The sequence below is a fragment of the Acinetobacter sp. C32I genome, assembly GCF_023702715.1.
GTDB lineage: Bacteria > Pseudomonadota > Gammaproteobacteria > Pseudomonadales > Moraxellaceae > Acinetobacter.
On sequence record NZ_CP098480.1, the window covers coordinates 2,154,667 to 2,181,478 of the forward strand.

28 protein-coding genes are annotated in these 26,812 nt (G+C 42.6%); 8 read left to right on the forward strand and 20 right to left on the reverse strand.

Annotation, left to right across the window (positions count from 1 at the left end):
- Positions 1 to 109 precede the first annotated feature (109 nt).
- Entirely contained in the window at positions 110 to 1,732 is a 1,623-nt protein-coding gene (locus NDN13_RS10350) for an oleate hydratase (protein ID WP_251115414.1), read from the forward strand.
- Between the two features lie 96 nt (positions 1,733 to 1,828).
- Here NDN13_RS10350 and NDN13_RS10355 read toward each other — a convergent pair whose 3' ends face one another.
- From NDN13_RS10355 to NDN13_RS10370, 4 genes are all read right to left on the reverse strand, one after another.
- The gene (locus NDN13_RS10355; protein WP_251115415.1) at positions 1,829 to 2,347 is read right to left on the reverse strand and encodes a hypothetical protein; all 519 of its coding nucleotides are present in this window, start codon (positions 2,345 to 2,347) and stop codon (positions 1,829 to 1,831) included.
- 7 nt (positions 2,348 to 2,354) lie between these two features.
- The gene (locus NDN13_RS10360; RefSeq protein WP_251115416.1) at positions 2,355 to 2,963 is read right to left on the reverse strand and encodes a hypothetical protein; all 609 of its coding nucleotides are present in this window, start codon (positions 2,961 to 2,963) and stop codon (positions 2,355 to 2,357) included.
- Positions 2,964 to 3,066: 103 nt separating this feature from the next.
- A complete protein-coding gene (locus tag NDN13_RS10365) occupies positions 3,067 to 3,834 on the reverse strand; it encodes a class I SAM-dependent methyltransferase (protein WP_251115417.1) in 768 nt (255 codons plus the stop codon).
- A gap of 100 nt (positions 3,835 to 3,934) precedes the next feature.
- A complete protein-coding gene (locus NDN13_RS10370) occupies positions 3,935 to 4,612 on the reverse strand; it encodes a DUF1345 domain-containing protein (RefSeq protein ID WP_241272257.1) in 678 nt (225 codons plus the stop codon).
- A 184-nt stretch (positions 4,613 to 4,796) separates the two neighbouring features.
- Between NDN13_RS10370 and NDN13_RS10375 the strand changes: the two genes are divergently transcribed.
- The 4 genes from NDN13_RS10375 to NDN13_RS10390 all read left to right on the forward strand — a co-directional run bounded on the left by NDN13_RS10375 (position 4,797) and on the right by NDN13_RS10390 (position 9,125).
- Entirely contained in the window at positions 4,797 to 5,345 is a 549-nt protein-coding gene (locus tag NDN13_RS10375; RefSeq protein WP_005205624.1) for a TetR/AcrR family transcriptional regulator, read from the forward strand.
- Between the two features lie 13 nt (positions 5,346 to 5,358).
- Positions 5,359 to 7,005 (forward strand): MFS transporter, encoded by a 1,647-nt coding sequence (locus NDN13_RS10380; RefSeq protein WP_004804807.1) that lies wholly within the window; start codon positions 5,359 to 5,361, stop codon positions 7,003 to 7,005.
- A 23-nt stretch (positions 7,006 to 7,028) separates the two neighbouring features.
- Positions 7,029 to 8,192, forward strand: a complete 1,164-nt coding sequence (locus NDN13_RS10385) for an HlyD family secretion protein (RefSeq protein ID WP_502799535.1) — start codon at positions 7,029 to 7,031, stop codon at positions 8,190 to 8,192.
- Between the two features lie 66 nt (positions 8,193 to 8,258).
- The gene (locus NDN13_RS10390) at positions 8,259 to 9,125 is read left to right on the forward strand and encodes a 1-aminocyclopropane-1-carboxylate deaminase/D-cysteine desulfhydrase (RefSeq protein ID WP_251115418.1); all 867 of its coding nucleotides are present in this window, start codon (positions 8,259 to 8,261) and stop codon (positions 9,123 to 9,125) included.
- Between the two features lie 43 nt (positions 9,126 to 9,168).
- Here NDN13_RS10390 and NDN13_RS10395 read toward each other — a convergent pair whose 3' ends face one another.
- Positions 9,169 to 9,534 (reverse strand): DUF4870 family protein, encoded by a 366-nt coding sequence (locus tag NDN13_RS10395; RefSeq protein WP_004804804.1) that lies wholly within the window; start codon positions 9,532 to 9,534, stop codon positions 9,169 to 9,171.
- Between the two features lie 141 nt (positions 9,535 to 9,675).
- Here NDN13_RS10395 and NDN13_RS10400 point away from each other — a divergent pair, with 141 nt between their 5' ends.
- Positions 9,676 to 10,872 (forward strand): BaiN/RdsA family NAD(P)/FAD-dependent oxidoreductase, encoded by a 1,197-nt coding sequence (locus NDN13_RS10400; protein ID WP_251115419.1) that lies wholly within the window; start codon positions 9,676 to 9,678, stop codon positions 10,870 to 10,872.
- A gap of 40 nt (positions 10,873 to 10,912) precedes the next feature.
- Here NDN13_RS10400 and NDN13_RS10405 read toward each other — a convergent pair whose 3' ends face one another.
- From NDN13_RS10405 to NDN13_RS10415, 3 genes are all read right to left on the reverse strand, one after another.
- Positions 10,913 to 11,092 carry a hypothetical protein gene (locus NDN13_RS10405; protein WP_242726736.1) on the reverse strand — a complete coding sequence of 60 codons (180 nt, stop codon included), beginning with the start codon at positions 11,090 to 11,092 and terminating at the stop codon, positions 10,913 to 10,915.
- A gap of 212 nt (positions 11,093 to 11,304) precedes the next feature.
- On the reverse strand, positions 11,305 to 12,891 hold the full coding sequence (locus NDN13_RS10410; RefSeq protein ID WP_251115420.1) for a mechanosensitive ion channel: 1,587 nt from the start codon (positions 12,889 to 12,891) through the stop codon (positions 11,305 to 11,307).
- A 229-nt stretch (positions 12,892 to 13,120) separates the two neighbouring features.
- Positions 13,121 to 13,321 (reverse strand): hypothetical protein, encoded by a 201-nt coding sequence (locus NDN13_RS10415; protein WP_004804796.1) that lies wholly within the window; start codon positions 13,319 to 13,321, stop codon positions 13,121 to 13,123.
- 204 nt (positions 13,322 to 13,525) lie between these two features.
- Between NDN13_RS10415 and NDN13_RS10420 the strand changes: the two genes are divergently transcribed.
- Positions 13,526 to 13,948: a hypothetical protein gene (locus tag NDN13_RS10420; protein WP_004655415.1), complete on the forward strand. Its 423-nt coding sequence runs from the start codon at positions 13,526 to 13,528 to the stop codon at positions 13,946 to 13,948.
- Between the two features lie 30 nt (positions 13,949 to 13,978).
- Here the strand turns inward: NDN13_RS10420 and NDN13_RS10425 are convergent, their stop codons facing one another.
- Positions 13,979 to 14,302, reverse strand: coding sequence for a hypothetical protein (locus NDN13_RS10425; protein ID WP_251115421.1), 324 nt, complete (start codon positions 14,300 to 14,302; stop codon positions 13,979 to 13,981).
- Positions 14,303 to 14,357: 55 nt separating this feature from the next.
- Positions 14,358 to 15,119 (reverse strand): ferredoxin--NADP reductase, encoded by a 762-nt coding sequence (locus NDN13_RS10430; RefSeq protein WP_023270726.1) that lies wholly within the window; start codon positions 15,117 to 15,119, stop codon positions 14,358 to 14,360.
- Between the two features lie 84 nt (positions 15,120 to 15,203).
- On the opposite strand from NDN13_RS10430, the gene gigC reads away from it, so the two are divergent.
- Positions 15,204 to 16,088 (forward strand): LysR family transcriptional regulator GigC, encoded by an 885-nt coding sequence (gene gigC / locus NDN13_RS10435; protein WP_004655424.1) that lies wholly within the window; start codon positions 15,204 to 15,206, stop codon positions 16,086 to 16,088.
- Positions 16,089 to 16,144: 56 nt separating this feature from the next.
- Here gigC and NDN13_RS10440 read toward each other — a convergent pair whose 3' ends face one another.
- The 10 genes from NDN13_RS10440 to nuoI form a co-directional block, all read right to left on the reverse strand.
- Complete coding sequence (locus tag NDN13_RS10440) at positions 16,145 to 18,286, reverse strand: TonB-dependent receptor (protein WP_251118216.1); 2,142 nt, start codon at positions 18,284 to 18,286, stop codon at positions 16,145 to 16,147.
- 213 nt (positions 18,287 to 18,499) lie between these two features.
- Complete coding sequence (locus NDN13_RS10445) at positions 18,500 to 19,177, reverse strand: cold shock domain-containing protein (RefSeq protein ID WP_251118217.1); 678 nt, start codon at positions 19,175 to 19,177, stop codon at positions 18,500 to 18,502.
- 111 nt (positions 19,178 to 19,288) lie between these two features.
- Complete coding sequence (locus NDN13_RS10450; RefSeq protein ID WP_016541644.1) at positions 19,289 to 19,582, reverse strand: cold shock domain-containing protein; 294 nt, start codon at positions 19,580 to 19,582, stop codon at positions 19,289 to 19,291.
- A 120-nt stretch (positions 19,583 to 19,702) separates the two neighbouring features.
- Positions 19,703 to 20,338 (reverse strand): uracil phosphoribosyltransferase, encoded by a 636-nt coding sequence (gene upp / locus NDN13_RS10455; protein ID WP_004655430.1) that lies wholly within the window; start codon positions 20,336 to 20,338, stop codon positions 19,703 to 19,705.
- Between the two features lie 106 nt (positions 20,339 to 20,444).
- A complete protein-coding gene (gene nuoN, locus NDN13_RS10460; RefSeq protein ID WP_251115422.1) occupies positions 20,445 to 21,941 on the reverse strand; it encodes an NADH-quinone oxidoreductase subunit NuoN in 1,497 nt (498 codons plus the stop codon).
- Positions 21,942 to 21,944: 3 nt separating this feature from the next.
- Positions 21,945 to 23,543 carry an NADH-quinone oxidoreductase subunit M gene (gene nuoM, locus NDN13_RS10465; protein ID WP_251115423.1) on the reverse strand — a complete coding sequence of 533 codons (1,599 nt, stop codon included), beginning with the start codon at positions 23,541 to 23,543 and terminating at the stop codon, positions 21,945 to 21,947.
- A 1-nt stretch (position 23,544) separates the two neighbouring features.
- Positions 23,545 to 25,440, reverse strand: coding sequence for an NADH-quinone oxidoreductase subunit L (gene nuoL, locus NDN13_RS10470; RefSeq protein ID WP_251115424.1), 1,896 nt, complete (start codon positions 25,438 to 25,440; stop codon positions 23,545 to 23,547).
- Entirely contained in the window at positions 25,437 to 25,745 is a 309-nt protein-coding gene (gene nuoK / locus NDN13_RS10475) for an NADH-quinone oxidoreductase subunit NuoK (protein WP_004655436.1), read from the reverse strand. The genes nuoL and nuoK overlap by 4 nt, the downstream gene beginning before the upstream one ends.
- A complete protein-coding gene (gene nuoJ, locus NDN13_RS10480) occupies positions 25,745 to 26,263 on the reverse strand; it encodes an NADH-quinone oxidoreductase subunit J (protein ID WP_171061079.1) in 519 nt (172 codons plus the stop codon). The genes nuoK and nuoJ overlap by 1 nt, the downstream gene beginning before the upstream one ends.
- On the reverse strand, positions 26,263 to 26,805 hold the full coding sequence (nuoI, locus tag NDN13_RS10485) for an NADH-quinone oxidoreductase subunit NuoI (protein ID WP_004655439.1): 543 nt from the start codon (positions 26,803 to 26,805) through the stop codon (positions 26,263 to 26,265). The genes nuoJ and nuoI overlap by 1 nt, the downstream gene beginning before the upstream one ends.
- Between the last annotated feature and the right edge of the window lie 7 nt (positions 26,806 to 26,812).

A 26,812-nucleotide genomic window follows, 5' to 3' on the forward strand; every position in this document is an offset into this window, starting at 1 on the left:
TGTCATCCATTTTAGTGTAACTTTCATTTATTTTTAGCGACTTAAATCCCATAATAAATTTATGGAATTAAATTCATTTTCATCAATAACGATAACCGAGGCACATTAGATGCAAACTAAAAAATTGAAAAATTTAGACCCTTCACAATCACATCTGTGGATTATTGGCGGAGGTATTGCTGGTATGGCAGCAGCAGCCTTTGCCATTCGTGATGCCAAAGTCCCTGCCCAAAACATTCATATTTTAGAAGAGCTTGAGGTCTCAGGCGGTTCAATGGATGGTGGACATAACCCACTCAATCCAAACCATGCATGGGTGACTCGAGGCGGAAGAATGTTGACCGATGAAACCTACCTCTGCACATGGGATCTATTCTCTAGCATCCCCTCACTGGAAGATCCCAACATTTCTGTCCGCGAAGAATGCCGTGAATTTAATGAAAAAATTAAAACCCATGCCCAAGCCCGCTTAATCGATGCCAACCATGTCATTGCAGAAGCCGAAAAGCTTGGCTTATCCACTTTGAATCGAGCACAAATGCTACGCCTGTTGGCACTCAAAGAAGAACGGATTGGCAGTCGCCGTATTGATGAATTTTTTGATGATGCATTTTTCCAAAGCAATTTCTGGCGGATGTGGCGCACGACCTTTGCCTTCCAGAAATGGCATAGTGCAGCGGAATTACGCCGCTATTTCTTACGCTTTATTCAGGAATTACCCCGTATTCATACCTTGGCTGGGGTTAAGCGTACTAAATACAATCAATATGATTCGATGATCTATCCCTTACAACGTTGGTTGGTCGAACAAGGTGTGGATGTCCGTTTTGGTACTTATGTCACCGATGCTGATTTTATTGAAGATGAGCAAAGCAAACAACGTAAGGCAAGCAAGCTTTATCTCAATCTCCCAGAAGGGACTGAACAGATTATCTTAGGTGAACATGATCTCGTCTTATTTACCTTAGGCTCGATTACAGCCGATTCACGTTATGGTGGTCAAAATGATGTGCCAGCCTTAATTCGTGATCGACAGGATCATGGCTGGCGCTTATGGGAAACCCTTGCACAAAAAGCACCTGATTTTGGTCGCCCAATGACCTTTAATGGCAATATCGACGAACATAAATGGAAGTCTTTTACCCTGACCCTGCATGATGATGTGCTGCTTAAACGCATCATTGATTACACAGGTAATGAACCGGGAACGGGTGCACTGATGACTTGGTTTGAATCGGGCTGGCATTTATCCATCGTCCTTCCTGCACAGCCACATTTTGCTGACCTACCTGAAGGCAAATTTACTCTATGGGGCTATGGCTTTGAAATTGACCACATCGGTGACTACATCAAAAAACCAATGAGTGAAGCCACTGGGCAAGAAATTGTGATTGAGTTAATTCATCAACTCGGATTCGACGATATTTTGGATCATGTACTGGCACATAGTGACATTAGCACCGTGATGATGCCCTATGCTTCTGCCCTGTTTGCTTGTCGTAAAGCGGGCGACCGTCCCTTACTGATTCCAGAGAATGCCGTTAATTTTGCTTTCTTGGGGCAATTTGTGGAGCTGGAAGATGATGTGGTGTTTACCGTGGAATATTCCATCCGTGGTGCCATGCTCGCTATCTATCAACTCTTAGGCGTAGATCGTGAAGTTCCGGAAATCTATAACGGCTTGCTCGACCCTAAAGTGGGTTTAAAAGCTTTGGAAACCGTATTTCATTAAATCTTTCTGAAATACTAAAATGAAGTAGATCTTGGTGATCTACTTCATCCACTTGATTATTCCTTAGCTCTAAGTCGAATTTGCTGAGTAGTACGCTTATTCTTGAAGCAGCAGCTTGCCATTTTCTTTCAGTAATTTTCCATCATAGCTATAAATTATCTTCTTCTGAGCAACTTTGCGTTCTTGCTCCTCACTTTCTGGTGCCCCCATAAAATCAGGCATGCTCACAATAATTTGATTGGGCTTCGCTGAAACTTTGATAAGATCCGAACATGAACCAAAAACAGGCGAAACCGTCACTTTCTGGTTTGGACTGATTTTCACAAAATTCAGTTGGATGGGACAACCACTGCCGCCAATGTCTTGCACCAAAACCACATCATCCATTTGTAATTTATAAATGCCTTCAATCGACAGACCATTATTGCCCTCAATTTTTGGCAACACCATCTTATGATTAAAATATAGCGTTTCTTGCCCAGTCTCAGGACTGACTTTAATTTGAACTTGCCCATAACGTGTTTTCTTGACGCTTTCCGCAGCAAAAGCAGTCTGTGTAGCAACCAATACCGTGGCAGCAAGCACCAATTTCAACATCTTATTTTGTGTCATCATTTTAATTTTACTCATCGCCTTGTTTAATGATTTTAGGTTTTAAACTACATGGATTTTCAACTTTGATCTCCTGTAGGTAACTCTCTCCGTCTTCTTTCGCATCATAGCCAAAATTAAACGAGCCATCGCTCTCATCAAAGAAGGTAGAATAGCCAATCTGTCCCATCTCGCTAAACTTTGGATCTTTTTTACTGATGCTTAAATAAGGCTTGAGTTCAGGCAGTCGGTAAAACACCACTTTGTCATGTTCTTTATCCAATGGCTGTTTGGTCACAAAGCACTTTTTATTGGGTGACATTTTTAATAATTCAAAGAATTCCTGCTGCTTATTATTTTGATCATACACTGTAAGGATATGCGCACTGCCAGTTGCACCGAGTTGAAAACCGATCAGTTTTGGGGTGAATTGGTAAGCCCTTGCCGTCTTATTCCATTGCGATATTAAGACTTTGTCTTGACCTTTATAGGTTTTAATATAGTCACAGGCATCAGTTTTCACATTGCAGTTTCGTTTAATAATTTTGACCTCACCCGCTTGAGCCAAAACTTCGGTTTTAGCCCATAGCGCGCTACTGCAACAGAGCAAACTGATTGCTAAAATTAATCTACTTGTCATTTTATAATATACCCAATTGATTTAAGCCGTGGTCTAAGTGCCACAAAATAGACAGCTTATTCTGCTTAGAATAGATTGGGAATTCAATGTTTTATTGCTGACCTCATCCACATGACGTTGAAAGCACCAAATATAACACCTCACTGCGGAATGAACCATCTGCTTGAATACGATAATATTGCTGGGTTTGATCAGATGCCTTGTTCTGTAAATGACGAATAGTCTGAATCGCATATTCAGGGGTTTGCATTCGCGCTGTCCAGCTCTGGAACTCTAAATCTAAATATTGCTTTTCAACAGTCTCGACCCTAAAAGCTGCAAATTCAGCAAAGCGCATCCATTCCTGCAAACTATAATTGCGTACATGACTTGGGTCTCGAATGGTTTCAATGCTCTGAAAGAAGGTATCCATCACTGGATTTGAGTGCCCTAAAATATCGACAATAATCACCTTGCCTTGAGGCGCCAATACACGGCGAATTTCCGCCATCGCCTGTGCGACGTTGTGCCAATGATGTGCTGAATAACGGGTAATCACACAATCAAAGCGTTGATCGGCAAAGGGTAAGCTCTCTGCTGCGCCTTGCTGAGTGATCACATTATTCAAGCCCTTTTGCTTGGCCTGTTGTGCCACCAATTCTACCATCGACGGCGTTAAATCATAAGCCGTTACTTGATCGGTAAATGGTGCGATCTGATAACTGACATGCCCACCGCCACAACCTAAGTCCAACACGGTCTTCAATTGATGTGACTGGATCAAATGCTGCATTTTTGCAAACTCAACACCTTGCGCATGCACGGTGCTGTTTAAATAGGCTTGGGATTTATCTTGATATTGCTGTTGATTAACTTGATGCTGGGTATTCATCTTCTTATCCTTGCGCTGTGGTTTAGCTTCAAAAATAGCCAACCTCAATCAAAAATAAAAATGATCAATTTTTTATTAATTAATAAAAAATATTTATCAATTAAAGACCAATCAAACTGGCTGCGACATTAATCGCCACCGCCAAGATCACGGTGTTAAAAATAAAAGCCAAGACACAATGAAAAATATTCAGATGTCGGAGCTCTGAGCTGGTAATCGAGATATCAGCCGTTTGTGCAGAGGTACCAATGATATAACTGAAATAGATAAAATCGAGATAATCAGGTTGATCGGTTTTAGGAAAATCCAAACCTGCTTCTTGATGACGACTTTTGGCAAGGTAGTAATCATGCGCATAATGAATCGCAAATAACGTATGCAGTAATAACCACGTTGAAAAAATCGTGCCGATGGTCAGTAAAATCAGGGCACTTTTTAAAATCGGCTGATCTTTAGGCACATGCCCCAATTGCACCACAATCGAAATAAAGCAAATTACAATGGCAACCAGCACTACGGTCAAGATCATCCACTTGCCTTCATCTTGTTGCTTGGCGCGTTGTAAAATATGGGTGGCGTCCAAGTGCCACATCATTTTCAAGGTCAGAAATAAATACAGCCAAATCGCAATATTCCAACCCAACTGTAAGCAGGTTGCCCAATGCCACTGGGTAAGCAGATGCAAAGCCCCATAAATCAATAGTCCCAAAGAAAAAGTCGCAGACAAATATGGCCGATACTTTATTCCTTTTAGCAAGCGCGGGATCAATCCTTGCATTTTTCACCTATTTGTATTTTTTATGCATGCGTAATTTACCCTTATTTTTTAACACTGTATGGCCTTAGAAAAATCACTCAGAACGGCAATTTAACCGAAATTAAACAAAATAAAGTTTCTCAGCATATTTACTTCGGACAAAAATGTCCGTTTAATTCACCTTATCTCCCAAGAAATTTGAATCATGGCAAAACGTCAGCAATTGGCAGCGCATAATCGTGATGAACTTCTGAATGCGGCTGAAGAAATCTTTCGCAAGCAAGGGGTTCATGTGCCTTTACAAGCCATTATTGATCATGCTGGCGTGGGACGTGCAACCTTTTACCGTAATTTTGCAGATCGTAAAGCCTTGATGACAGCATTACTGGAACGTGCCATTGAACGTTTGGAACAACGTACGCTTGCCTTACAAGACTTTGATGATGGCTTTATTCGTCTGATCGAGGGTCATATCGAACAATTGCCCCATCTGGTGGTTCTGATTGATTACTGGCGCATTATTGATCGGCAAGACCCAATCATGCTAAACATTTATGAGCGGCGTGATAAAGCACTGCAACCCTTGATTGATCGCGCCATAAAACACAAATTGTGTCGTCCAGATTTAACGCCACACGATTTTGCCATGATCACGGCGATTTTGGGTTCCTCATTTCAAGGACATCATGCCTCTGATCAAGTGCGCTTAGCCAAACGAGCAATAGAATTATTATTAAACGGCATTAAAGTTTAGTTCGAGGAATAATATGGATAAAAGCCCTCGCTATCTAGAGACTCCTCCGGATTGGTCTGCCGATGAGCGCCCAACCTTACCAGGCTCGCCTGCTGCAATTGCACATGCCCGACCAAAACGCTTTGCCTATTTTTTTATTGGTCTGTTTATATGTATTGCAGCCAGTTTAAGTAATGGTTTTATCGTTGCCAATTTACCGATTTTCCAAGGTGAATATGGTCTCACCCCATCGCAAGCAGCATGGCTACCTGCGGCCTATGTAATGGCCAATGTCAGCTCTAACCTGATTCTGTTTAAAGCCCGCCAACAATATGGTTTGCGCTTATTTTCAGAAATTGGTCTGTTGGCTTTTATTGGTGTGCTGGTATTACATATCTTTGTTCAAACCTATGAAGTTGCCTTATTTGTGCGCTTTATTGCAGGTTTGGCAGCTGCGCCTTTAAGCTCGCTAGGGATGTATTACACCATGCAAGCCTTTGGTAAGGCGGATATGGCCAAAGGGATTTATCTGGCCTTCGGCTTTCAGCAACTTGGCCTGCCTTTGGCATGGATCATCTCGCCTTTTCTGCTCAGTGCCAATCAGTGGGATGTGATTTATACCTTTGAATTAGGTTTGGCAATTTGTTGTTTTGCCATGGTAGTGGCGTTAAAACTGCCACGCAGCCTACGCTTGGAGGTATTCGAGAAGCAGGACTTCTTTACCTTTGCCTTGCTTGCACCCGGTTTTGCCTGTCTGTGTATCGTACTCACCCAAGGGCCGATTTTATGGTGGTTCAATAGTCCTTGGTTGGCCTACACCTTAATCGTCGGTTTTTGTTTGATTGTGTTGGGACTGACTTATGAACACTATCGCAGCAATCCACTGATTATGACTCGTTGGTTAGCCGCAGGTGATCTGCTCAGTTTTGTGGTCAGTGCCTTCGCCCTACGCTTACTCATGTCAGAACAAAGCTATGCTGCGGTCAACTTCCTTAAGACCATGGGCATGGGGCCCGACCAGTTTGTACCACTGTATGTGGTGATCTTCTGCGGCACCATTGCAGGTTCGGTATTTAGTGCATTGACCTTTCATCGTGAACGACTGATTCTGAATTTGTTCCTTGCTGAAATCCTGATTTTGATTGCTTGTGCGCTGGATTATCACCTGACCAGTGATGTACGTCCTGCCAACTTTTACCGCAGTCAATTTCTCGTCAGCTTTGCAGGTGGTGTGTTTATCGGCCCACTGCTGCTGATGGGCTTTATGCGTACCCTACAACGCGGCCCGCAATATGTGGTGACCTTCATTGTACTGTTTTCAGCCACACAGAATTTTGGTGGCTTGGTCGGCTCCTCCTTTTTCAACACCTATCAGCAACGCCATACCTATGATTATAAAGTCGAAATCAATAGCAATCTTGATCCGACAAATCCAATTGTGGCACAGCGTTTACAGGCCTATCAGCATAGTGCCATGGTCAGTAGCAATGACCCTGTTTTGCAAAATAACCAAGCCTTGCAAAACCTGAATAAGGTGGTCACCCGTGAGGCTCAGGTACGTGCCTATAACGATGTAATCGTATTAAACGGTATTTTTGCAGTGGTGTTATTGCTGTGGGGGCTATTTAAATATGCACGGGATAAATACAAAACCCGAAAAAATCTGCAAGCAGCCAGTTAGTCCTTTTTGATTGAGAAAAGCTTATGTCCGAACAAGAGAAACCTGAAAATAATAATGCTCAAACCACTGAGCAAAATGAGACAGCTCAAGCAGCCAAGGTGCCTGAGACTGTCGCTCAAATGCCGCCTCCACCACCACCACCGACCAGTAAACTCATTAAAACTAAACGCTCTACCCTGTGGTGGATGCTACTGGTGTTAATGGTCGGGATCACCATTATTTTATGGGCGTGGCGCATTGGCCCCTTTCATACGGCGGTTGAACAAACCGACAATAGCTATGTGAAAGGTAAAACCACCATCCTGTCTTCGCAGATCAATGGCTATATCAAAGATGTCTTAGTCAAAGACTTTGATCAAGTCAAACAGGGTCAGGTGTTGATGCATATTGATGCTACAACCTATGACCAAAAAGTGACGCAAGCAGCATCTGGCGTTGAGCAAGCCGAAAACAGTCTTGCTAATCAAACCCAAGCCATTGCGCAACGTCAGGCCGATGTTGTGGCCGCACAAGCCAAACTGGATCAAGTCAAGGCACAGTATGATTTATCTGTAGCCCAGCTAAAACGCTACCAACAATTGGGCGATAGCGGTGCGGCGTCTAAATCTGAACAAGATAAAGCCGCGGCAGATGCGCAGAATAATCACGCCTTACTAAAACAAGCCGAAGCCAATATCTTGGTGGCACAAGAAGCTTTAAAAACTGCGCAAGTGGCACAGTCTGGCTTAAAAGCACAAGTCAATAGTGCACAAGCACAACTCGACCAAGCCAATACCACCAAAGACTACAGCACCATTGTTGCACCACTGGATGGACAATTGGGTGAGGTCAATCCACGAGTCGGTCAATATGTCGCAGCGGGAACACAATTGCTTTATCTGATTCCGACACAAACGTGGGTGATTGCCAACTTTAAAGAAACCCAAATTGCCAATATGAAAATTGGGCAAAAAGCATATTTCACCGTCGATGCGATGAATCATCAGAAATTTACAGGACATGTTGAACAGATTTCCCCTGCCGCAGGTTCAGAATTTAGCGTGCTGAAACCCGACAATGCCACAGGTAATTTCACCAAAGTGGTACAACGTATTTCAGTCCGTATCGCCATCGACCCGAATCAAAAAGGCATCGAAAACTTACGTCCTGGGATGTCGGTAATTACCTCTGTGGATACCGACTCCTAATACAACACTGACATTCTCAATCAAATCCATTTACAATGTGATCAAATCTATTTCTCTTGTTCGAAAATGTTTGATCACATTGCTTTTCCCACCCCCTATCAAACATTAGCACTTCCCAGTTCGGTTCAACTGACCATTAAGCGTTTGGATCTGATTCATCCGCATATTTCAGGCAATAAATTTTATAAGCTGAAATACAACCTGCTTGCAGCACAACAACAAGCTTTGACCCAAGTCCTGACTTTTGGCGGTGCATTCTCAAATCATATTGCCGCAACCGCCTATGCCGCACAGCACTTTGGCTTGCAAAGCATTGGCATAATTCGTGGTGAAGAACTTGCAACTCAAGACTTAAACCCTACCCTACAGACAGCACAAGATTTTGGTATGCAATTGCATTTTGTCAGTCGGGCTGAGTATCGGCTACGCCATGAAGCGGAATATTTACAACAACTTCAACAGCAATATCCTCAAGCCTTTATTATTCCAGAAGGTGGCAGCAATGCACTTGCACTGCAAGGAACACAGGAAATTCTGAGCAAAGATGATCGAGAAAATTATGATGTGATTTGTTGTGCAGTTGGAACAGGTGGCACCATTGCTGGACTGATTGAAAGCAGCTCTGCACAACAGCAGGTTTTAGGCTTTTCAGCATTGAAAGGCGACTTCCTAAAACAGGATATTCAACAGTGGACCAATAAAAGTAATTGGTCTTTAACCGATGCCTATTGCTGTGGTGGTTATGCCAAAACCACAGCTGAGTTGCTGCAATTTATGCAACACTTCGAACAACAATATGCAATTCCTTTGGAACAGGTCTATACCGCCAAGATGATGCTGGGGTTATTCGATTTAATCCAGCAGCAGTATTTTCCTGAACATACACGTATTTTGGCGATCCATACCGGTGGACTACAAGGTCGCTTAAAATAAAAAGCCACTCGCAAGTGACTTTTTATTTGATCGAATCAAGTGCTTAAAACCAGCCATCACCAATCGGCTTATTGTCCATAAACACCACTAAACCTTTGACAATACGATAAATAAACCAGATTGATGCTGCAAATAGAATCGGAATGCCAATGAGTACAAAAGACAAGATAAATCCAATAATTGCAGCAATGAGAGTGATCCAAAAGGTTTTGATTTGCCACTCAAAATGACTGGCCAACCATGTTCCTTTTACCTCGTCACGCTTCATATAGTTCATAATAATGGCAGCAATACTGGTTAATCCCACAAAAATACTGGCCGCATAAAGCCCATACGCAATTAAGGTATATTGTCTGAGCTGATCTTGCTGATGAGGCGGAGTGCCTTCTAAAAAAGTCTTATCATTCATTATTGTTATCCCCTTTATTGAGACCAATTTTATAACATGCTTTGATTTTAAAAGTATCTTTTTTAATCAAACAATCAACATACTCAAAAGGCTTTAAATCTTTTATAATTGCCCGCTTTTCTTCCCTTGAGTATTTCCCCCATGGTTCATCAAGTTGATGTTGTTGTTTTAGGTGCAGGTGCATCGGGCTTGATGTTGGCTGCAGAAGCAGGCAAACGTGGGCGCTCGGTTGTGGTCTTAGAAAAAGCCAATAAAGTCGGCAAAAAGATTTTGATGTCAGGTGGTGGTAAATGTAACTTTACCAATCTGGAGGTCGAAGCTGCCAATTATTTGTCTGAAAACCCACATTTCGTCATCTCAGCCTTAACGCGATACACCAATTGGGACTTTATTGGTTTAGTGTGTGAATACGGCATCGAGTATGAAGAACGCAAGCACGGGCAATTATTTACCCTCAAAGGATCTAAAGAGATTCTGGAACTATTACTTTCAGAATGTGACAAAGCCAAACGTGTCCAGATTCAAACTCATTGTGAAGTACAGCAAGTGAAGGCGCAGGCAGATTCCAGTTTTATGATTGAAACCAGTCAAGGGACTTATCACTGTGAGTCTTTGGTGGTGGCAACGGGTGGATTATCCATTCCAACTCTTGGTGGCTCAGGTTTTGGTTATGAACTGGCGCAACAGTTCGGACATCATGTCTACCCAACCCGTGCGGGTCTGGTTCCTTTCACCTTCTCAGATCAGTTTAAAGAAGTCACCACCCGCTTGAGTGGCAATGCATTAGACGCAACCTTGGTCAATGATCGTCATCAATTTACCGAAGCTTTGCTGTTTACCCATCGTGGTCTCAGTGGTCCAAGCTCACTGCAACTTTCGAACTACTGGCATGTTGGGGAAAGCTTTAAAATTGATTTCTTCCCAAGCCAAGACTTTGCACAATTCTTTAAAGATAAGAAAAAGTCACAGCCTAAAGTTCTACTACGCACCTTAATCAGTGAATTTACCGCCAAAAGTATTGTACTTGAATTACAGCAACTGATTTGGGCAGATCAAAGTGAAACACCAATTGGCAATCTCAGTGATGTACAGCTCGAACATATAGCAGCGCAATTGCATGCATTTACGGTAAAACCATCAGGTACCGAAGGTTATCGAACTGCCGAAGTCACACTGGGTGGGGTCGATACCAGTGAAGTGTCTTCCAAAACCATGGAAAGTAAAAAACAGAAAGGCCTCTATTTTATCGGTGAAGTACTCGATGTAACAGGACACTTAGGCGGCTATAACTTTCAGTGGGCATGGTCTTCTGCGCAAGCCGCAGCTCAATTCGTTTAATGCAATCTCGCACTGTGGGCTTGATTAAATGCAACCCGCTTTAGTTGCGTGGCTCAGAAGAGTTTGCCGCTTCTGAGGTTGTGATGTGCTGCGTATTTTCAATACTTTTCTCTTTAGAAGGGTTTGATTTAGCAACCACAAACTTATAAGCACTCGCCAAGAATCCAACAGTAATCCCTGCAATAATAATCGGTGCGAATACTCGGTTTGGCCTCTTCATTTCATTCTCCTATCGACTTTTTATTTAGAGACTATTGATACTTGGATAATAAATGAATTGCTTTTGAGGTCAAATTGCTTCAATAAAGCATCTAAACCCGCTTAAAACACCCAATTACCATCCCAAATAACACCCAATAATGCTGATACAAACAAAACGACCACCCTGCTTAGAGTGGTCGAATTGATCAAAAAAATCAAAGATTATTTTTTCTATTCATCTGAATACGGCGGTGTCGGTGGGGTCGGATTCACCGTATTGGTTGAGGTTGGTGCTGTTGGATTCGCAGATTCAACGGATTCCTTATGTAAAGGATTTGGTTGTTTTGCTTCAGTTTTTGCCTTATCCAGCAAATCGCTGAGCAAACGTTCTGCGGGTTGACGTCCACCTAAGCCAAAGGCCAAGGCAAAAGCCACAGCAACTGAGCCAAGTGTTAAGCCAAAAGCCAAATTCACAATCGAGTCTGCGATACCCATGGCTTTTAAGCCCATTGCAATCACTAAACCCATAATGAGAATGCGGACCAGATTCGCCAACCAGCGTGAACTGTTGTATTCACCACGTTGAACGATATTGGCAACCACATTGGCCAACCAGAAGCCGATCACTAGAATCACTGCACCCAGCAGGATACTGGCACCGAACTGGATAAACATCGCAATCAGTACACTGACCTGCTCTAAACCAAGTCGATTGGCTGCTTCTGAAACCGCAAACAACATGGTAAAGAAAACGATTAGATAACCGACAACATCAGAAACACGGGTCTGTCCCAAGAAGCGTTGTAAATCAAGCTTCATCGGGATTTCATCCACCCCAGCCCCAGAAATCAGTTCCGCGACTAAACGTCCCACAAAACGCGATACGATATAGGCCACAATTAGAATCAGACCAGCTGCAATGATTTGTGGAATTGCATACATGATTTGATTGAGCATGGCGGTTGCAGGTTGAGAAATTGCTTGGATACCCAAGGCTTCAAAAGCTACAATTAAAGTCGTAATAATGATGATGGCAAATACAAATGAACCTAAGAACTTCGCCACATTCGAGTTTTTAAATAGACCAACTTTTTCTGCTTGTGCTTGTAGGCCAAGACTATTACTCAATCCCTCAACAATACCACGGACAATTTTCGCCAGAATATATCCCACGAAAATAATGACAGCGGTGATGAACAGATTAGGTAGATAAGCAATCGCTTCATTCACCATATTCTGTACAGGAATCAATAAGCCCGTCAGACCAAGAATTGATAAAACGATTGGCAAGAACAGTAATAGCACCAACCAATAAAAAATCTCGCCAATATTGGTACTGAGTGAACTGACACCGACTTCATTACTCAGCTTCTCATCCAGTTCAGTCTTGGACAACACATTGGTCAGCCCCGCACGAACCAGACGTGCGATAATCCATCCAATAAAGCCCACGGCGACTGCTGCCAATAAGTTTGGTATATAGGCCAACACACGACCGATCATATTGCTGAACGGATCGCTGACACCACTGATATTTAAGACATTAAGTGCACCTACTACGGCCAGAATCATCACAAACCAGAACACCAATTTGGAGACCAGATTTTCGATATTTGGGGTACGGCCAGTTGCAGAAGACAATTTATGATTGGTATCAAGTTTTTGCAGTAATTTTTTCACACCTGCTGCAATCACTAAAGCGACAATCCATCCCACCAATAGGATGACAACTGCCGCAAAAATAGGATGAAACTGATCCCAATAATACATTGCATCAAATCCTCCACGATTGGAGGGGTCACTAAAAAAATCATTCATTTTGTTATCCTTATATTGTGTTTTTAAATCTTGATACACATCCACCTAAGAACGTTCTGCAATTAAGAACATGATTTATGGATGCTTCCACCTTAGTTTTTGTCTATTTTCCAATCAATCAATGGCATCACTAATACAACAAAAAAGTCTCAAAATATTGCAAAAAAGCTCATTGATTCACATCAATGAGCTTTATCATAAATAGGTTTTGGTCTAAAGATATGCTTGCTTAAGCATTCAGAATGGCCGACTGCATATGTGACATGATCACTTGAGCAGTTGGATTGGCTGAATGATCAGCAACCATATAAACAAGTAATGCAATCAGGAAGATTCCCACCATAATCAAAATATAAACGGGCAATCTTCTCTTTTTGGTAATTTCTTCTTTGCTGGCCACATGAGGTTGTGGCTTACTAAAATCATGCATGATAGCAGCCCTCATCCTTTTACTTTTCAAGTTTTATATTAGCAACATCAACTGTTGCATTGTGTGAAAAAGCTTCGGACTATCGTTGCACTGTTTGCAGAACTCTACTTTTCATTGATCTTCTTTTTGTTTAAAATATAGGCGGTTTTAGTATGGGTTAAAATAAGCTATAATACGCGCCTCATTTCTCAACCGTTCTGCTTTATGTCCTATAGCCAACAAAGCATCTCCCTCGAATTAGACACTGATGTGACCCATCAATGTTTTTTACATCACACACGCGATGAACATTTGATTGGAATTATTGAGTTCAATAAGCCGAGCTATATCTTAAAATGGGGTGATTTAGAATACTTCCGTCGCCGTACTGAAGAATTTTCGGTGATGCCTTTGCCCGACTGTATCAATGCCATGATTGTCGATATTCGCAATGTACAGCCTTTTTTGGATAATGAAGTCCCGATTCTACCTTGGCGTCTACTTGAAGAAGATTGCCCAGTCCGTCTGGTCGTGCCACAAGATCGTTTGGAACATTATATTGGCTTGTTTGAACCGACTTGGTTAACCACCGATGTGGATACCGCTATTCAAGAAATTCGTGAATTTATGGATATGTTTGTACATTAAGATCAGACATAAATCATTTTCTGATTGGGTTTAATTTCCCGCAAAAAACAATAATATCAACACAACTGCTAAACCATGTAATCCCATAGCCCAATTCGTTGGAGACAAATCCAAGTTGGGCTGCTTGTGAGAAACCACCCAAAGGCACAACGAGCAAATAAAAAAGAACAGGGAATAGGCGGCAAAAGCCAACAACGTTAGCCCAACCATGATATTTCGACTTAAATCTCCCCACCCACCAGTATATATCGTCGTATAACTGTAGATAAGTAAGATGCTCATCATGAGCATTCCTACAAAAAAAGCGATATAAGGAACTTTGCCAACCGCCTTTTTTCCGACTTGCTCCCCCATCCTATTCTTTTTCCTTATTCTTATTGAAACAACTAAAAGTGATGATGTATTTGCTTTACCAATAATTCTCTACGGCAATATTACCTTCACCACGACGATTCATAATTAAACCACGCTGCTTCAGGGCTTCTTTGGTATCTTCCACCATTTGTGGATTGCCACATAACATCACATGACTGCTGTCCCGGTTAAAAGAGAGTCCTGCTGCTTTTTCTAATTCACCATTGCCAATTAAAACAGGTAAACGATCATGCAGGGCTGCATTCGGATCACGGGTAATAATTGGAATAAATTTAAAGCCCGTATGGCCTTCACCAAATAAGTCTGCAATCTCTTGAATACGCTCGACATAAGCCAACTCAGATTCAGTCCGTACGCTATACACTAGATTGATCTGCTGATATTTGTTCCATGTTTCAAAGTCTTGTAACATCGATAAAAACGGCGCAAGACCTGTTCCTGTTCCCAATAACCATAAATCCTGTGGTAACGGTTGTTGATAACGCGCCAGCGTTAAATAGCCATAGGAAATTTTTTCCAGATACAACTCATCACCGACTTTGAGGTGCTGCAGATTCGAGGTAAAAGCGCCATCTGGTACCACAATTGAAAAGAATTCTAAAGTTTCATCAAAAGGTGAAGAAACAACAGAATAGGCACGTACAACCAATTCTCCCTCAACCATTAAACCAATACGGGCAAATTGCCCTGCAGTAAATTTGAAATGTGCTGGACGGGTCATGGTGAAGCTAAAAAGATTATGAGTCCAACGGTGTACAGATAAAACCTTTTCTACGCTAAATTTTTCAATTGACATGATGAGAACGTGGCACGAAACAGTGCGCTCATGTTAGCATGATCGAATAATTGATGGATACTCAAAACATTAAGGCTATTTAACATGCGCATGACATTACGCCAGTTGGCTGTTTTTGTGGCGGTCGCTCAGGAAGGAACGGTTACCAAAGCGAGCGATGCTGTCCGACTCACACAAAGTGCGGCAAGTATGGCCTTAGCTGATTTAGAAGATGGTCTTGGCGCACCGCTGTTTGACCGTTTAGGTAAACGATTACAACTCAATGATTTGGGACGCTTCTTGCTCCCACAAGCCTTAGAAATTTTAGGTCGCTGTGAATCTTTTGAACAAGCTGCTAAGGGTGAACTCCAAAGCATTGACTTACGTTTAGGCGCCACGCTCACCATTAGCGACTATTTGATGCCAGATTTGATGGCGGATTTTTTACAACGTCATCCACAAGCACATCTGCAACTGCAAGTGGGCAATACCCGTCAAATGATTGAGGCAGTCAATCAATTTCAACTGGATCTGGCTTTGATCGAAGGGTCTTGTCATTTGCCTCAACTGCAATGTATCCATTGGCGTGATGATGAGCTAGCCGTATGCTGTGCGCCTGATCATCCCTTAGCACAGCTGAATCGCCCTGTGAGCCCAACTGATTTCCTAGATGTGGAGTGGATTCTACGTGAGGAAGGTTCAGGTACACGTGAAGTGTTTGATAATGCCATTTTGCAAGATCTGCCTGATGCCAATATCCGTTTAACCTTGGGTCATAATGAAGCGATCTTAAAAATTGTCGCGGGTGGTTTAGGCATGTCCTGCGTATCACGCCTCGCGATTGAACCGCTACAAGAGAAAGGTCAGTTGGTGATCTTGGATACTCCATTCTGGCAATTAACCCGCCCGCTCTATATGTTAGTGCATCGTCAAAAGTATCAAGGACCGGGTTTAAAAGCCTTTTTGCAGTTCTGTGAAAATAAAATTTAATTATTTCGAAAATAAAAAACGCTTCCAATTGGAAGCGTTTTTTATTGGCATTCGATTTAGAAGTCGAAGCTAACACCCAATTTATAGGTACGACCTGCGCCTACTGTGGTAAAGCCACTGGTGAACACACCATCCCAATATTTCTTGTCTGCAACATTATCGACATTGGCACGGAAAGTTGTGTTGACCCCACCGAGTTTAGTTGCATACTTCGCACCTAAATCAACCAGGGTATAATCAGGTAACTTGAGTGTGTTATCCGCCGTTAAATATTGCTCATCAACATAAGTCGCAAAGGCATTGACGCTTAAACCTTCAATAAATGGGATTTGGTAGTCAAGTCCAACACCTGCAGTAAATTCAGGCGTACCTTCAATGGTTTTACCTGAAAGATTCACACCACTTGAAATCGCTTTTTTATATTCGGTATCGATATAAGCCAGATTACCGTAAACAATCAGGTCATCAGTGACTTTACCTGAAAAACCATATTCAACCCCTTTGGATTCAGTCTTCGCACCATCGGTTGTGATTTGTGTTGTTTTACCATCTACATATCGTGGATCATCTTTTGCCAACAGCATTGTCATCGTACTTGGCTTTTTAATCTGATACAGTGCTAGAGTATGTAACCAACGATCTCCTTGATATTTGGCACCGACTTCATATTGTTTGCTTTCAAAGGGCGCAAAGGTTTTATTATTATTTACATCCGTAGCCACATTCACGGTTGCCCCTCTCACCAGACCTTCCACATAGCTGGCATAGAACGAGGTTTCCTCACCAAAAGGTTTCACAACAATGGCTGCACTTGGAGATACTTTATCATCCTTTAATTTAATATTGGTCGTCAGTGCTTTTAAATCCATGTCTTGATAACGTACACCTAAAATAAACTGTAGCTTATCATCCAGCATGGAAATCTGGTCACTCAGACTATAGCTGACATATACATCATCCGCAGTAGGAACAATCTCTGGCCATGTATCTGGCATATGCCCTTCATTGCTTGGATTGTAAATATTGGTTGGGAAATAGACCTCTGTTGCCCCTCGCCCTTTATGTTGGCTGTATTTACGTTTGAGATAATCCGCACGGAATGCCAACGTATGAGAAATATCACCCGTGAAAATTTGACCTTCTAAACCCGCATTAAAAGTCGTGTTATGTTCCTTTGAACCGACACGATAATATTGTGCCAGTGCATCACCATTCGCCCCAATCAAAGCAGGATTATTCATTCCCATTGAGTTGGCTGGCAGGTCACGCACAACCATACGCGTACCAAATAAATGTCCACGATACTCACGTTCATTAAAACCTGCACCTGCAAATGCTTTTAAATTCGGTAAAAGCTTATATTCCCCAGATAGCCCCACGTAATTGGCACTTTGCATGCCCTCTAAATGTGGAAAATAATTCAGCTTGCCATCAGGCGCAGCTAAAACACGTTTCAACGTTGAAAAGGAGATCATTGCGGGTGAGCCACCATCACGACTATCACGTGTGGTATAGGCATCAAAATTAATTTTGGCTTGATCAGTGGTATAGTCGAGGGCCAATACCGCTGCGGTATTTTTATCTTCTAGGCCATCAACAATGTGTTCACCTTGTCCATAAGTCGCACTGACGCGTGCTCCGAACTCCTTGTTTTCACCAAAACGACGTGCCACATCAAAACCTGATTTGTAATAGCCCCCATCTTCATACATGGCAGAGACTTGAGTCAGATCACGATCAGCACGTTTGGTGGTTGCCATGACGACACCACCAATACTACCGCCTGGGGCCATCCCTGCAATCAACGCATTCGGCCCTTTTAATACACTGGCAGAGCTTAAAATATCAGTCGGAGTACGCCCACTCGGTGACATGCCATAAGAACCATTGATATTGGCATCTTCCCAAGTCACAGCAAAACCACGAATCATAAAGTTTTCGTTTAAATGACCACTGTTGGTGGTGCTACGAATACTTGGGTCATTTTTAAGAATGCCCGCAATAGAGTCAGCTTGCTTATCTTTAATTGCCTGCTCAGTATAAGACTGGATACTAAATGGCGTATCCAATACCGCTTTCTCACCTAGAATCCCTAAACTGGCATCTTTTTTAAGTTTCCCGGTCGCATCCGTTTCTTGTGAATCAGCCTTTACAGTAATGGTCGGTAAAACGGTATTGTCATCTGCAACAGCAAACATGGGTAAAGTAATAAGAGATAAAAACAAGATATTCTTTTTCACGTGATCAAACCCCGATAAAAATTTGACCACAGTATATAAGATAAATTAACAAATGATAATAAAAACCATTAACAAAATAATTACCATTCATTCAGAAAATATGAAAGTCTTATAATGAGAATTTAAATGGTGTAGAAATTCACTCAGTAATTGAAGCCCTAATCCTCTGTTTCATCGACCAAATTGTCGCTCGCAGGGTTCTCCATCATTATTTCCATCCATTTGGGTATTCGGGCAATTTCTTAAAAAGAAGACAGCTTCCTCATAAGAATGCATTTGTGAACAATGTGTTCGCCCATCACACGTAAATTGATTACCTACAGCCGTTGTTGATTGCACTGTTTGTATAGGCTGCACCTGATCGTGTTGCAACGGCCTCTCCGTTTTTTCAGACAACTTCACTTCTGACAAATCACCAATCGTTTTTCTCTGTTCTTCAACAATTTGCTTTTGCGCCTCGATCAGCTGGGCTGTTTTTAATTGTTTTGATTGCTGATAAGACTGATATTTCTGGAAAACAAGAACAGCCAAAATCACAATAATCACGACACCTATGACCGTGGCAATGGTTCCATGCTGAGAAGAAGTACGCGATTGAGGTTGAACAATAGCGCTTTTGCGAATAGGTGCAGTTGTCGGTGTTAGAACCAAACGTTCAATCTGAGCAGCTTTGAACTTTCCATTATCGTCGACAATTAAAAACTTTAACTTTTCTCCAAGCTTGGGTTCCCCACCAGTTCGAGGAAAATCACGAATATGAAAGAAAATATCGCTTTGCTTCCCCTCGACTTCAATAAAACCAAATCCTCGTTCTGCATTATATTTTTTAATTTTTCCCTCAAGATACATCATGAACACTCTATTTTTATATTACGCCTATTCTAATGTAAAAGAGGCTAAAAAGCCTCTTTTATCATGTACCTAAAAAATTCCAATATTGAAAAATATCAATCAACACAATTAACGTCGAAAGTTTGACAATAACTCGGTTGTAATCGACTTATTGTGATTGGCAATTTTAGTCTTCTTGGTTTTAGCAGGATTTGCATCAACACGTTCAATTTGTGTTGCTTTAAACTTCCCACCATTTTCAAGCGCCACGAATTTCACTTTTTCATTTCTTTTCGGCTCGCCTTCTGCCGCAGGAAAATCTGAAATATGAAAAAAGATATCGCCTTCAGACGTTGCAATAAAACCAAATCCTTTATCAGGATTATATTGCTTAATTTTTCCTTGATAGAACTCTTGTGCCATGACATTTATCCTATGTTCTCAATGCAATCATTACAGTATATCGAAATAAAAAAGAGACTTTCAATCCATCCGAAAAGGTTCTACGGCTGGATCAAGTCTCTTTTTATCGGTATGGCAAAATTAGTCTTTTTGCACGCTACCAAAAATCTTGTCACCTGCATCACCCAGACCAGGAACAATATAGCCTTCAGCATTCAGGCCTTGGTCAACCGATGCTGTGTAAATACGAACATCTGGATGTGCAGCTTCAACTTTGGCAATACCTTCAGGTGCAGCAACCAAAATCATGACACGAATATCTTTACAGCCACTTGCTTTCAATACATCAATAGCCGCGATTAAAGAATTCCCTGTTGCCAACATTGGGTCAATGATCATGGCTAAACGATTGGCAACATCTGGCACTAACTTTTTGTAGTAAGTGCGCACTTCAAGCGTCGCTTCATCACGCTCTAGACCCAAGACGCTGACTTTAGCACTTGGAATCAGACTAAGAACGCCTTCAAGCATCCCGATACCTGCACGCAGAATCGGTACGATGGTGATTTTCTTCCCTGCGATACGTTGAGTTGAGACTTTCCCTGCCCACCCATCAATTTCATGATCAACAACAGGAAGATCCTTTGTTGCTTCATAAGTCAGTAACATCGTGACTTCTTGCGCTAATTCACGAAAGTTCTTGGTACTAATGTCAGAGCGACGTAGCAAGCCAAGTTTATGGCGAATAAGCGGATGACGAATTTCTTGAATCGACACGAGTGAGTACCTAGGTAATGTTAATCTCGTTCTATTATAAAGTGTTTTTTTACTCATCAATAAAAAAGCCCCCAATTTTGGAGGCTTTTTTGTACAAATCCGACGATTACTGTTGTTGAGACATCATAAAGTGCAATGGAGACAGAATCTCTGACTTCAATGCCAAGTTAATCATTGGATCTGGGTAAACACCCAATACGAAAACCAATAACGCAGCAGCAAGCACCATCAGACCACCAACTTTGCTCCCCCAATGCGCATCAGCATCAATACGAGGTACGTCTGGTGGGGTCATATACATCACCACCATCACACGTAAGTAGTAATACAAACCGATACCACTACCCACCACGATCATCGCAGCCAAGAACCAGTGCTGTGTTGTTACCGCAGCCATAACCACAAGGAACTTACCAATGAAGCCTGCAGTTAATGGAATACCCGCTAAAGACAACATCATCACGGTTAATGTTGCAGTCAAGATCGGACGGCGCCAGAACAGACCACGGTAGTCCGCAAGACTTTGGGCTTCATCCACGTTGTTATATGGGCTCGACATTAATGCCACTGCACCGAACGCACCGATCGTGGTGAGTACATAGGTGATCACATACACCGTTACGCTGCCAAGGCTTGCATAAGTCATGCTGATCAATGCAATCAGTAAATAACCAAAATGCGCAATCGATGAATAACCCAAAATACGTTTCAAGTTGACTTGGCGTACTGCAAGCAAGTTACCGACCACAATCGACAATACCGCGATGATGGTTAAAACCGTGACTAATGATTCAACCAAGATTGCACCAGAAGTCAGTAAGTAACGTACAAACAAACCAATCGTTGCCACTTTCGCAGCCGTTGCCAAGAAAGTTGCCATTGGTGCTGGTGCACCGGCATACACATCTGGCGTCCATTTATGGAATGGCGCAAGTGAAAGTTTGAACGCAACTGCAAAGATAATTAAGCCTAAGCCCAATAACACCATCGGTTGTTTGATTGCAGTAAATAAAGCTTGTACAGAGTCATAGAATGACAATGAACCTGTGTAAGCATAGATATACGCCATACCCATAAGCAACATAGCAGAAGCAGTTGCTGAAAGTACCAGATATTTAATCCCTGCTTCCAAAGACTGACCACGTTGATAGGTATAAGCCAACATGCCGTACACTGGAATCGACATCAACTCTAAGCTGATGAAGAACGCCGCATAGTGTGAGCTTGCAACCAATAACATCGCACCTGTCACTGAACACAGTAACAAGATATACAGTTCTTCGCGGTTTTCTTTATAGGTCTCAATATACGCATGAGACAAAGTACAACACGCCAAAGCTGCAATCAGAATCAGGAATTGATACAGCATGGTAAATGGATCAACCATAAACATGCCCATCACGTTAACTGGCACAAAGTGCCCGCTAAACATGGTATAGCCGATATAAATCGCAGCAAGGTTTAAACCGACAACCGAAGTTGTCGCAATGAGGTTGTGATTACGTTTAATCGCAGTCAACAGCATCACGACGATTGCGGTCAAAGCCACAATCATCACGGGAGCAAGCGGCATAAGCTCAGAAAAAGAAATTGTGAAGTTCATGGTTTATTGCATCTCCACATGTTCAAGTTGAGTTGCAGCCTGTTGAACAGTTTCAACAACTTCTTGTACTGGCATATAACTATTTACCAACCACTGCATGCTTGAATGAGACATATCCAAGAAGGTTTGTGGGTAAATACCTAACCAAACTAAACCGATTACACAGATCATCAGAATGCTGACTTCACGTGCAGATAGATCTTTCAATGGTGTTTTGTAGTGCTGCTTTTGCTCTGGATTCGGTTCACCAAACAACGCTTTGTGAATCAGGATCAGACCATAAAGACCTGCAAATACCAAGCTCACTGCAGCAATAATTGTGAACGCTGGATAGGCTTTGAATGAACCCATCAAGATCAGGAATTCACCGATAAAGTTACCTAAACCTGGTACACCTACAAGCGCTGCAACAAAGAACATCAAGAAGAATGGCAAGTATTGCAGTTGACCACGTAAGCCGCCCATCAAGCGCAAGTCACGCGTATGAACACGCTCATAGACTTGACCCGACATAATGAACAATGCCGCAGATGATAAGCCATGTGCCAACATCATGATCATTAAGCCTTGGAAGGTCAGGATATTACCTGCATAAATTGCAAGTAAGATGAAACCCATGTGTGAAATCGACGTATACGCAAGTAAACGTTTCATGTCTGTTTGTTGGTACGCAAGGAACGCACCGTAGAAAATACCAATCAAGCCCAAAATGATTGCAATGTCAGCAAACTGTGCTGACGCTGCCGGGAAGAAAGGAATCACGAAACGGAGTAAACCGTACGCTGCGGTTTTAATCAAAATACCCGCTAAATCCACAGAACCCGCAGTTGGTGCTTGCGCATGCGCATCAGGCAACCAACCGTGTAATGGGAATACAGGTAGTTTCACCGCAAAACCAATGAAGAAACACAGCATGAATGCATAAGCAACTTCAGGTGGTAAATGGTTCGCAACAGCCAATAGGTAGTTGTAATCGAAACCGATCATACCTGTCATCATGTATCCATAGACCACAAGGCCCAAGATACCAATCAACATGATCAAACCTGCGATTTGTGTATACAGGAAGAACTTGGTTGCAGCGTAAACACGTGAACGACCATTCGAGCCTTTATGACCCCATAACGCAATCAGGAAGTAGATTGGTACCAGCATCATCTCCCAGAAGAAGAAGAACAGGAATAAGTCAATCGCCAAGAATACACCGATGACCCCACCTAAACTCCACAGGAGGTTTAAATGGAAGAAACCTACGTTCTTTTGAATCTCACCCCATGAACAGCCCACTGCAAGTACGCCCAGTAATGCAGTCAACAACACCATAAGTAGAGATAAGCCATCCACTGCTAAGTGAATGCTAATACCTAAAGTCTGAATCCACGGAAGATGGAATTCAGCCGCCCAAGTCGGGACTTTACCGCCCAACTCGTAGCTAAATGTGCCACTTTGCCACAGTGCAATGCCCAAACCAAAGGTAATGAGCATACCAATCAAGGCAATCCAACGCGGTAAATGTTGGTCGTATTTATCAACCAACCAACAAATAAAACCAGCAATGAAAGGAACTAAAATCAGTGCGGGTAAAATTAAATTGTTTTCCATTTTATTTCCCCACAACCTGAATCACGATCAAGATCATCAACAACACCACTACACCGAGTGACATGCTTGATGCGTATTCACGTAATGAACCAGTTTGACGCGAACTAGTAAAGCTATTGCCGCCCTTCACAATGGCAGGCAGTAATAACCATAAACCGTCAACTGGATCACGACCTAAAATTTTCGCAATCAATAAATAAGGTTTTACAAATACGATGTCATACAAGGCATCGAAACCAAATGCTGTACGGCAAATGTGCGCTAAGCCTGAACCCAAAGAAGTCTGAGCAAATGATTTAACTGCACCATACGCAAAGGCAAACAAGAAGATACCGACAGCTAAACCAACAAGGGCAACACCACTTGCTAAATGTTCAGCATGTGCAACGGCAGCTTCTAAGCTCTCAGGAACAACAAAACTTGGAATGCTTGCAGCAGTCAATAATTTTGCAACTGGCGCTTGCAGGAAGTAACCGATACCAGTTGATAACGTAGCAAGAATTGCAAGCGGCGCCCAGTAAGTCACGCCATGAATCGCATGCGCATGAGTTTTCTCTTCGCCGAAGAATACCACCCAGATTAAACGGAAAGTATAGATAGACGTTAAGAATGCACCCGCAACACCCACCCAGTACAAGGTATTGTAAAGTGGAAGATTTGCAATAGTCGACTGTGCATAGACTGCACCCAAGATCGCATCTTTAGAGAAGAAGCCAACAGTCACGATTGGAAGTGCTGCCAATGCGCCACCACCAATGACGAAACACCAGAATACGAATGGAATCTTGTGACGTAATCCACCCATTTTGAAAATGTTTTGTTCGTGATGACATGCAAGAATCACTGCACCTGAAGAAAGGAACAATAACGCTTTAAAGAATGCGTGAGCCAACATGTGGAATAAACCAGCTTGGTACGCTTCAGCACCCACAGCCATAAACATATAACCCAACTGACTCATGGTTGAGTAAGCCAAGATACGTTTGATATCGGTTTGCACCAATGCGGCAAAGCCAGCCACCAGCAAGGTCACTGCACCTGTAATCGAGATGAACTGCATTACTTCTGGTGCCATTTCCATCACAGAGAACATACGGCAGCATAAGTACACACCTGCTGTCACCATGGTTGCAGCATGGATCAATGCAGATACTGGTGTAGGACCAGCCATCGCATCAGCTAACCAAGTTTGTAATGGAATTTGCGCTGATTTACCCGCCGCACCCAAGAACAACATCAATGCTGTCCAGATCGACAATGATGAACTTTGCGTCATCACAGTCGCTGCATTTTCAACAATGTACTGTGTATTCAAAGTGCCAAACTGTTGATAGAGCAGGAACAATGCGATGAGTAAGAAGACGTCACCTACACGTGTTACGGTGAATGCCTTGATTGCTGCCCAACCATTTGCAGGGTTTGAGTAGTAGAAACCAATCAATAAGTAAGAGCACAGACCTACGCCTTCCCAACCTAAGAACAATAACGCCAAGTTATCGCCGAGTACCAACAACAACATGCTGGCAACGAACAGGTTGAAATAAGAGAAGAAACGTGCGTAATCTTCTTCACCACGCATATACCAAGATGCGAAGATGTGAATCAAGAAACCCACACCCGTGATCATGCCTGTCATCAATAATGACAAGCCATCGAGGTGCAAGCTGATACCTGGCTCAAAACCGCCAACACTGAACCATGTCCATAAGTGTTGAACAAAAACGGTTTCGCCACTGCTGGTAAATGCAAGGCCGGCAATTAAAGCAAATAACGCAGATAAACCAACTGAACCGACACCAATAATAGCTGCCACATTTTCAGACAGTTTGTTACGCCCTGCCGCCAAGAGGATAAAACCAATGAGCGGGAATAAAACGGTTAAATATAATGTACTCATCCGCGCATCTCACTAGCAGCATCCACATCCAAATGATGGAAGCGATGATAAAACTGAAGGACGATCGCAAGACCAATACATGCCTCTGCTGCAGCAAGCGTCAGAATCAAGATGAACATGATCTGTCCATCTGGTTGAGCCCAAACACTACCTGCCAAGACGAATGCCAACGCAGCAGCATTCATCATCACCTCAAGGCTCATTAGCATAAATAAAAGGTTGCGTCGCACCATTACACCGTAAAAACCCAGTGCAAAAAGGATGGTTGCAACGATCAAACCATGTTCTAAAGGGATGTGTCCCATTATTCTTTATCCTCTTCTGCACCTGGTTCACGTTTGCCTAAGTGGAATGCTGCAACAAGTGCTGCAAGCAATAACATCGCGGCAACTTCTACCAATAATAGATAGTGAGTAAATAGTGCTTGACCAACTGCTTTAGGCCCAACAACTTCTGTACCCATTGGTGCAGAAATCGTGGTGTATTCACCACCGAGCATCCACACCAAGATTAAGCCCAATAAAAAGCTCATCAGTGCAGGAAAAGCCCAAGCATCTGAAGTCAACCATTTGCTTTCTTGTTCAATGGTATCTTGTCCAAGGTTCAACATCATGACAACGAAGACGAACAAAACCATGATCGCACCTGCATAGACGATGATCTCAAGGGCAGCCGCGAACGGCGCACCCACGATCATGAAAATGCCAGCAACCGCAAGAAGAGAAACGATCAAGCTAAGTAATGCATGCACAGGATTGGTGTTGGTCACAACACGTACTGTCGAAACAATGGCCACAAGTGCCATCAAATAAAATGGCCACATCATGGTAATAAGCTCCGTACATCTACTGGTGCACTTTCTTTTTGTGCTTGACCTTTTTCTTTACCGCTCACAGCCATACCAGTTACACGATAGAAGTTGTAGTCAGGATATTTACCCGGTCCAGAGATGAGTAAGTTTTCTTTCTCATACACCAAATCTTGACGTACATATTCACCCAGTTCGAAATCTGGTGTCATCTGAATCGCTGTGGTTGGACATGCTTCTTCACACATACCGCAGAAAATGCAGCGTGAGAAGTTAATACGGAAAAATTCTGGATACCAACGTCCATCTTCTTTTTCCGCTTTTTGCAATGAAATACAGCCCACTGGACATGCAACCGCACACAGGTTACATGCCACACAACGCTCTTCACCATCTGGATCACGCGTTAATACGATACGACCGCGATAGCGTGGAGGCGCAATTTGTTCACCTGGTACTTCTGGATATAAGATCGTGTCACGTTTACGTGTTACATGGCTGAACACCATCCATAACGAACGTACAATCGATCCAAAGCCAGCTAGAATTTTATACATTTTGTAC

Coding starts and splice junctions, on each gene's coding strand:
- NDN13_RS10375 (WP_005205624.1), top strand. CDS start 4,797: ATGGCAAAACGTCAGCAATTGGCAGCGCATAATCGTGATGAACTTCTG.
- NDN13_RS10365 (WP_251115417.1), bottom strand. CDS start 3,834: ATGAATACCCAGCATCAAGTTAATCAACAGCAATATCAAGATAAATCC.
- nuoJ (WP_171061079.1), bottom strand. CDS start 26,263: ATGTGGCCATTTTATTTGATGGCACTTGTGGCCATTGTTTCGACAGTA.
- NDN13_RS10355 (WP_251115415.1), bottom strand. CDS start 2,347: ATGATGACACAAAATAAGATGTTGAAATTGGTGCTTGCTGCCACGGTA.
- NDN13_RS10405 (WP_242726736.1), bottom strand. CDS start 11,092: ATGAAGAGGCCAAACCGAGTATTCGCACCGATTATTATTGCAGGGATT.
- NDN13_RS10430 (WP_023270726.1), bottom strand. CDS start 15,119: ATGTCAATTGAAAAATTTAGCGTAGAAAAGGTTTTATCTGTACACCGT.
- nuoN (WP_251115422.1), bottom strand. CDS start 21,941: ATGAACTTCACAATTTCTTTTTCTGAGCTTATGCCGCTTGCTCCCGTG.
- gigC (WP_004655424.1), top strand. CDS start 15,204: ATGCGCATGACATTACGCCAGTTGGCTGTTTTTGTGGCGGTCGCTCAG.
- NDN13_RS10440 (WP_251118216.1), bottom strand. CDS start 18,286: ATGTTTGCTGTTGCAGATGACAATACCGTTTTACCGACCATTACTGTA.
- NDN13_RS10370 (WP_241272257.1), bottom strand. CDS start 4,612: ATGCAAGGATTGATCCCGCGCTTGCTAAAAGGAATAAAGTATCGGCCA.
- nuoK (WP_004655436.1), bottom strand. CDS start 25,745: ATGGGACACATCCCTTTAGAACATGGTTTGATCGTTGCAACCATCCTT.
- NDN13_RS10395 (WP_004804804.1), bottom strand. CDS start 9,534: ATGAATGATAAGACTTTTTTAGAAGGCACTCCGCCTCATCAGCAAGAT.
- NDN13_RS10350 (WP_251115414.1), top strand. CDS start 110: ATGCAAACTAAAAAATTGAAAAATTTAGACCCTTCACAATCACATCTG.
- NDN13_RS10410 (WP_251115420.1), bottom strand. CDS start 12,891: ATGAATGATTTTTTTAGTGACCCCTCCAATCGTGGAGGATTTGATGCA.
- NDN13_RS10400 (WP_251115419.1), top strand. CDS start 9,676: ATGGTTCATCAAGTTGATGTTGTTGTTTTAGGTGCAGGTGCATCGGGC.
- NDN13_RS10420 (WP_004655415.1), top strand. CDS start 13,526: ATGTCCTATAGCCAACAAAGCATCTCCCTCGAATTAGACACTGATGTG.
- NDN13_RS10445 (WP_251118217.1), bottom strand. CDS start 19,177: ATGTATCTTGAGGGAAAAATTAAAAAATATAATGCAGAACGAGGATTT.
- NDN13_RS10390 (WP_251115418.1), top strand. CDS start 8,259: ATGTTTGATCACATTGCTTTTCCCACCCCCTATCAAACATTAGCACTT.
- nuoI (WP_004655439.1), bottom strand. CDS start 26,805: ATGTATAAAATTCTAGCTGGCTTTGGATCGATTGTACGTTCGTTATGG.
- nuoL (WP_251115424.1), bottom strand. CDS start 25,440: ATGAGTACATTATATTTAACCGTTTTATTCCCGCTCATTGGTTTTATC.
- NDN13_RS10450 (WP_016541644.1), bottom strand. CDS start 19,582: ATGGCACAAGAGTTCTATCAAGGAAAAATTAAGCAATATAATCCTGAT.
- nuoM (WP_251115423.1), bottom strand. CDS start 23,543: ATGGAAAACAATTTAATTTTACCCGCACTGATTTTAGTTCCTTTCATT.
- NDN13_RS10425 (WP_251115421.1), bottom strand. CDS start 14,302: ATGGGGGAGCAAGTCGGAAAAAAGGCGGTTGGCAAAGTTCCTTATATC.
- NDN13_RS10415 (WP_004804796.1), bottom strand. CDS start 13,321: ATGCATGATTTTAGTAAGCCACAACCTCATGTGGCCAGCAAAGAAGAA.
- NDN13_RS10380 (WP_004804807.1), top strand. CDS start 5,359: ATGGATAAAAGCCCTCGCTATCTAGAGACTCCTCCGGATTGGTCTGCC.
- NDN13_RS10360 (WP_251115416.1), bottom strand. CDS start 2,963: ATGACAAGTAGATTAATTTTAGCAATCAGTTTGCTCTGTTGCAGTAGC.
- NDN13_RS10385 (WP_502799535.1), top strand. CDS start 7,029: ATGTCCGAACAAGAGAAACCTGAAAATAATAATGCTCAAACCACTGAG.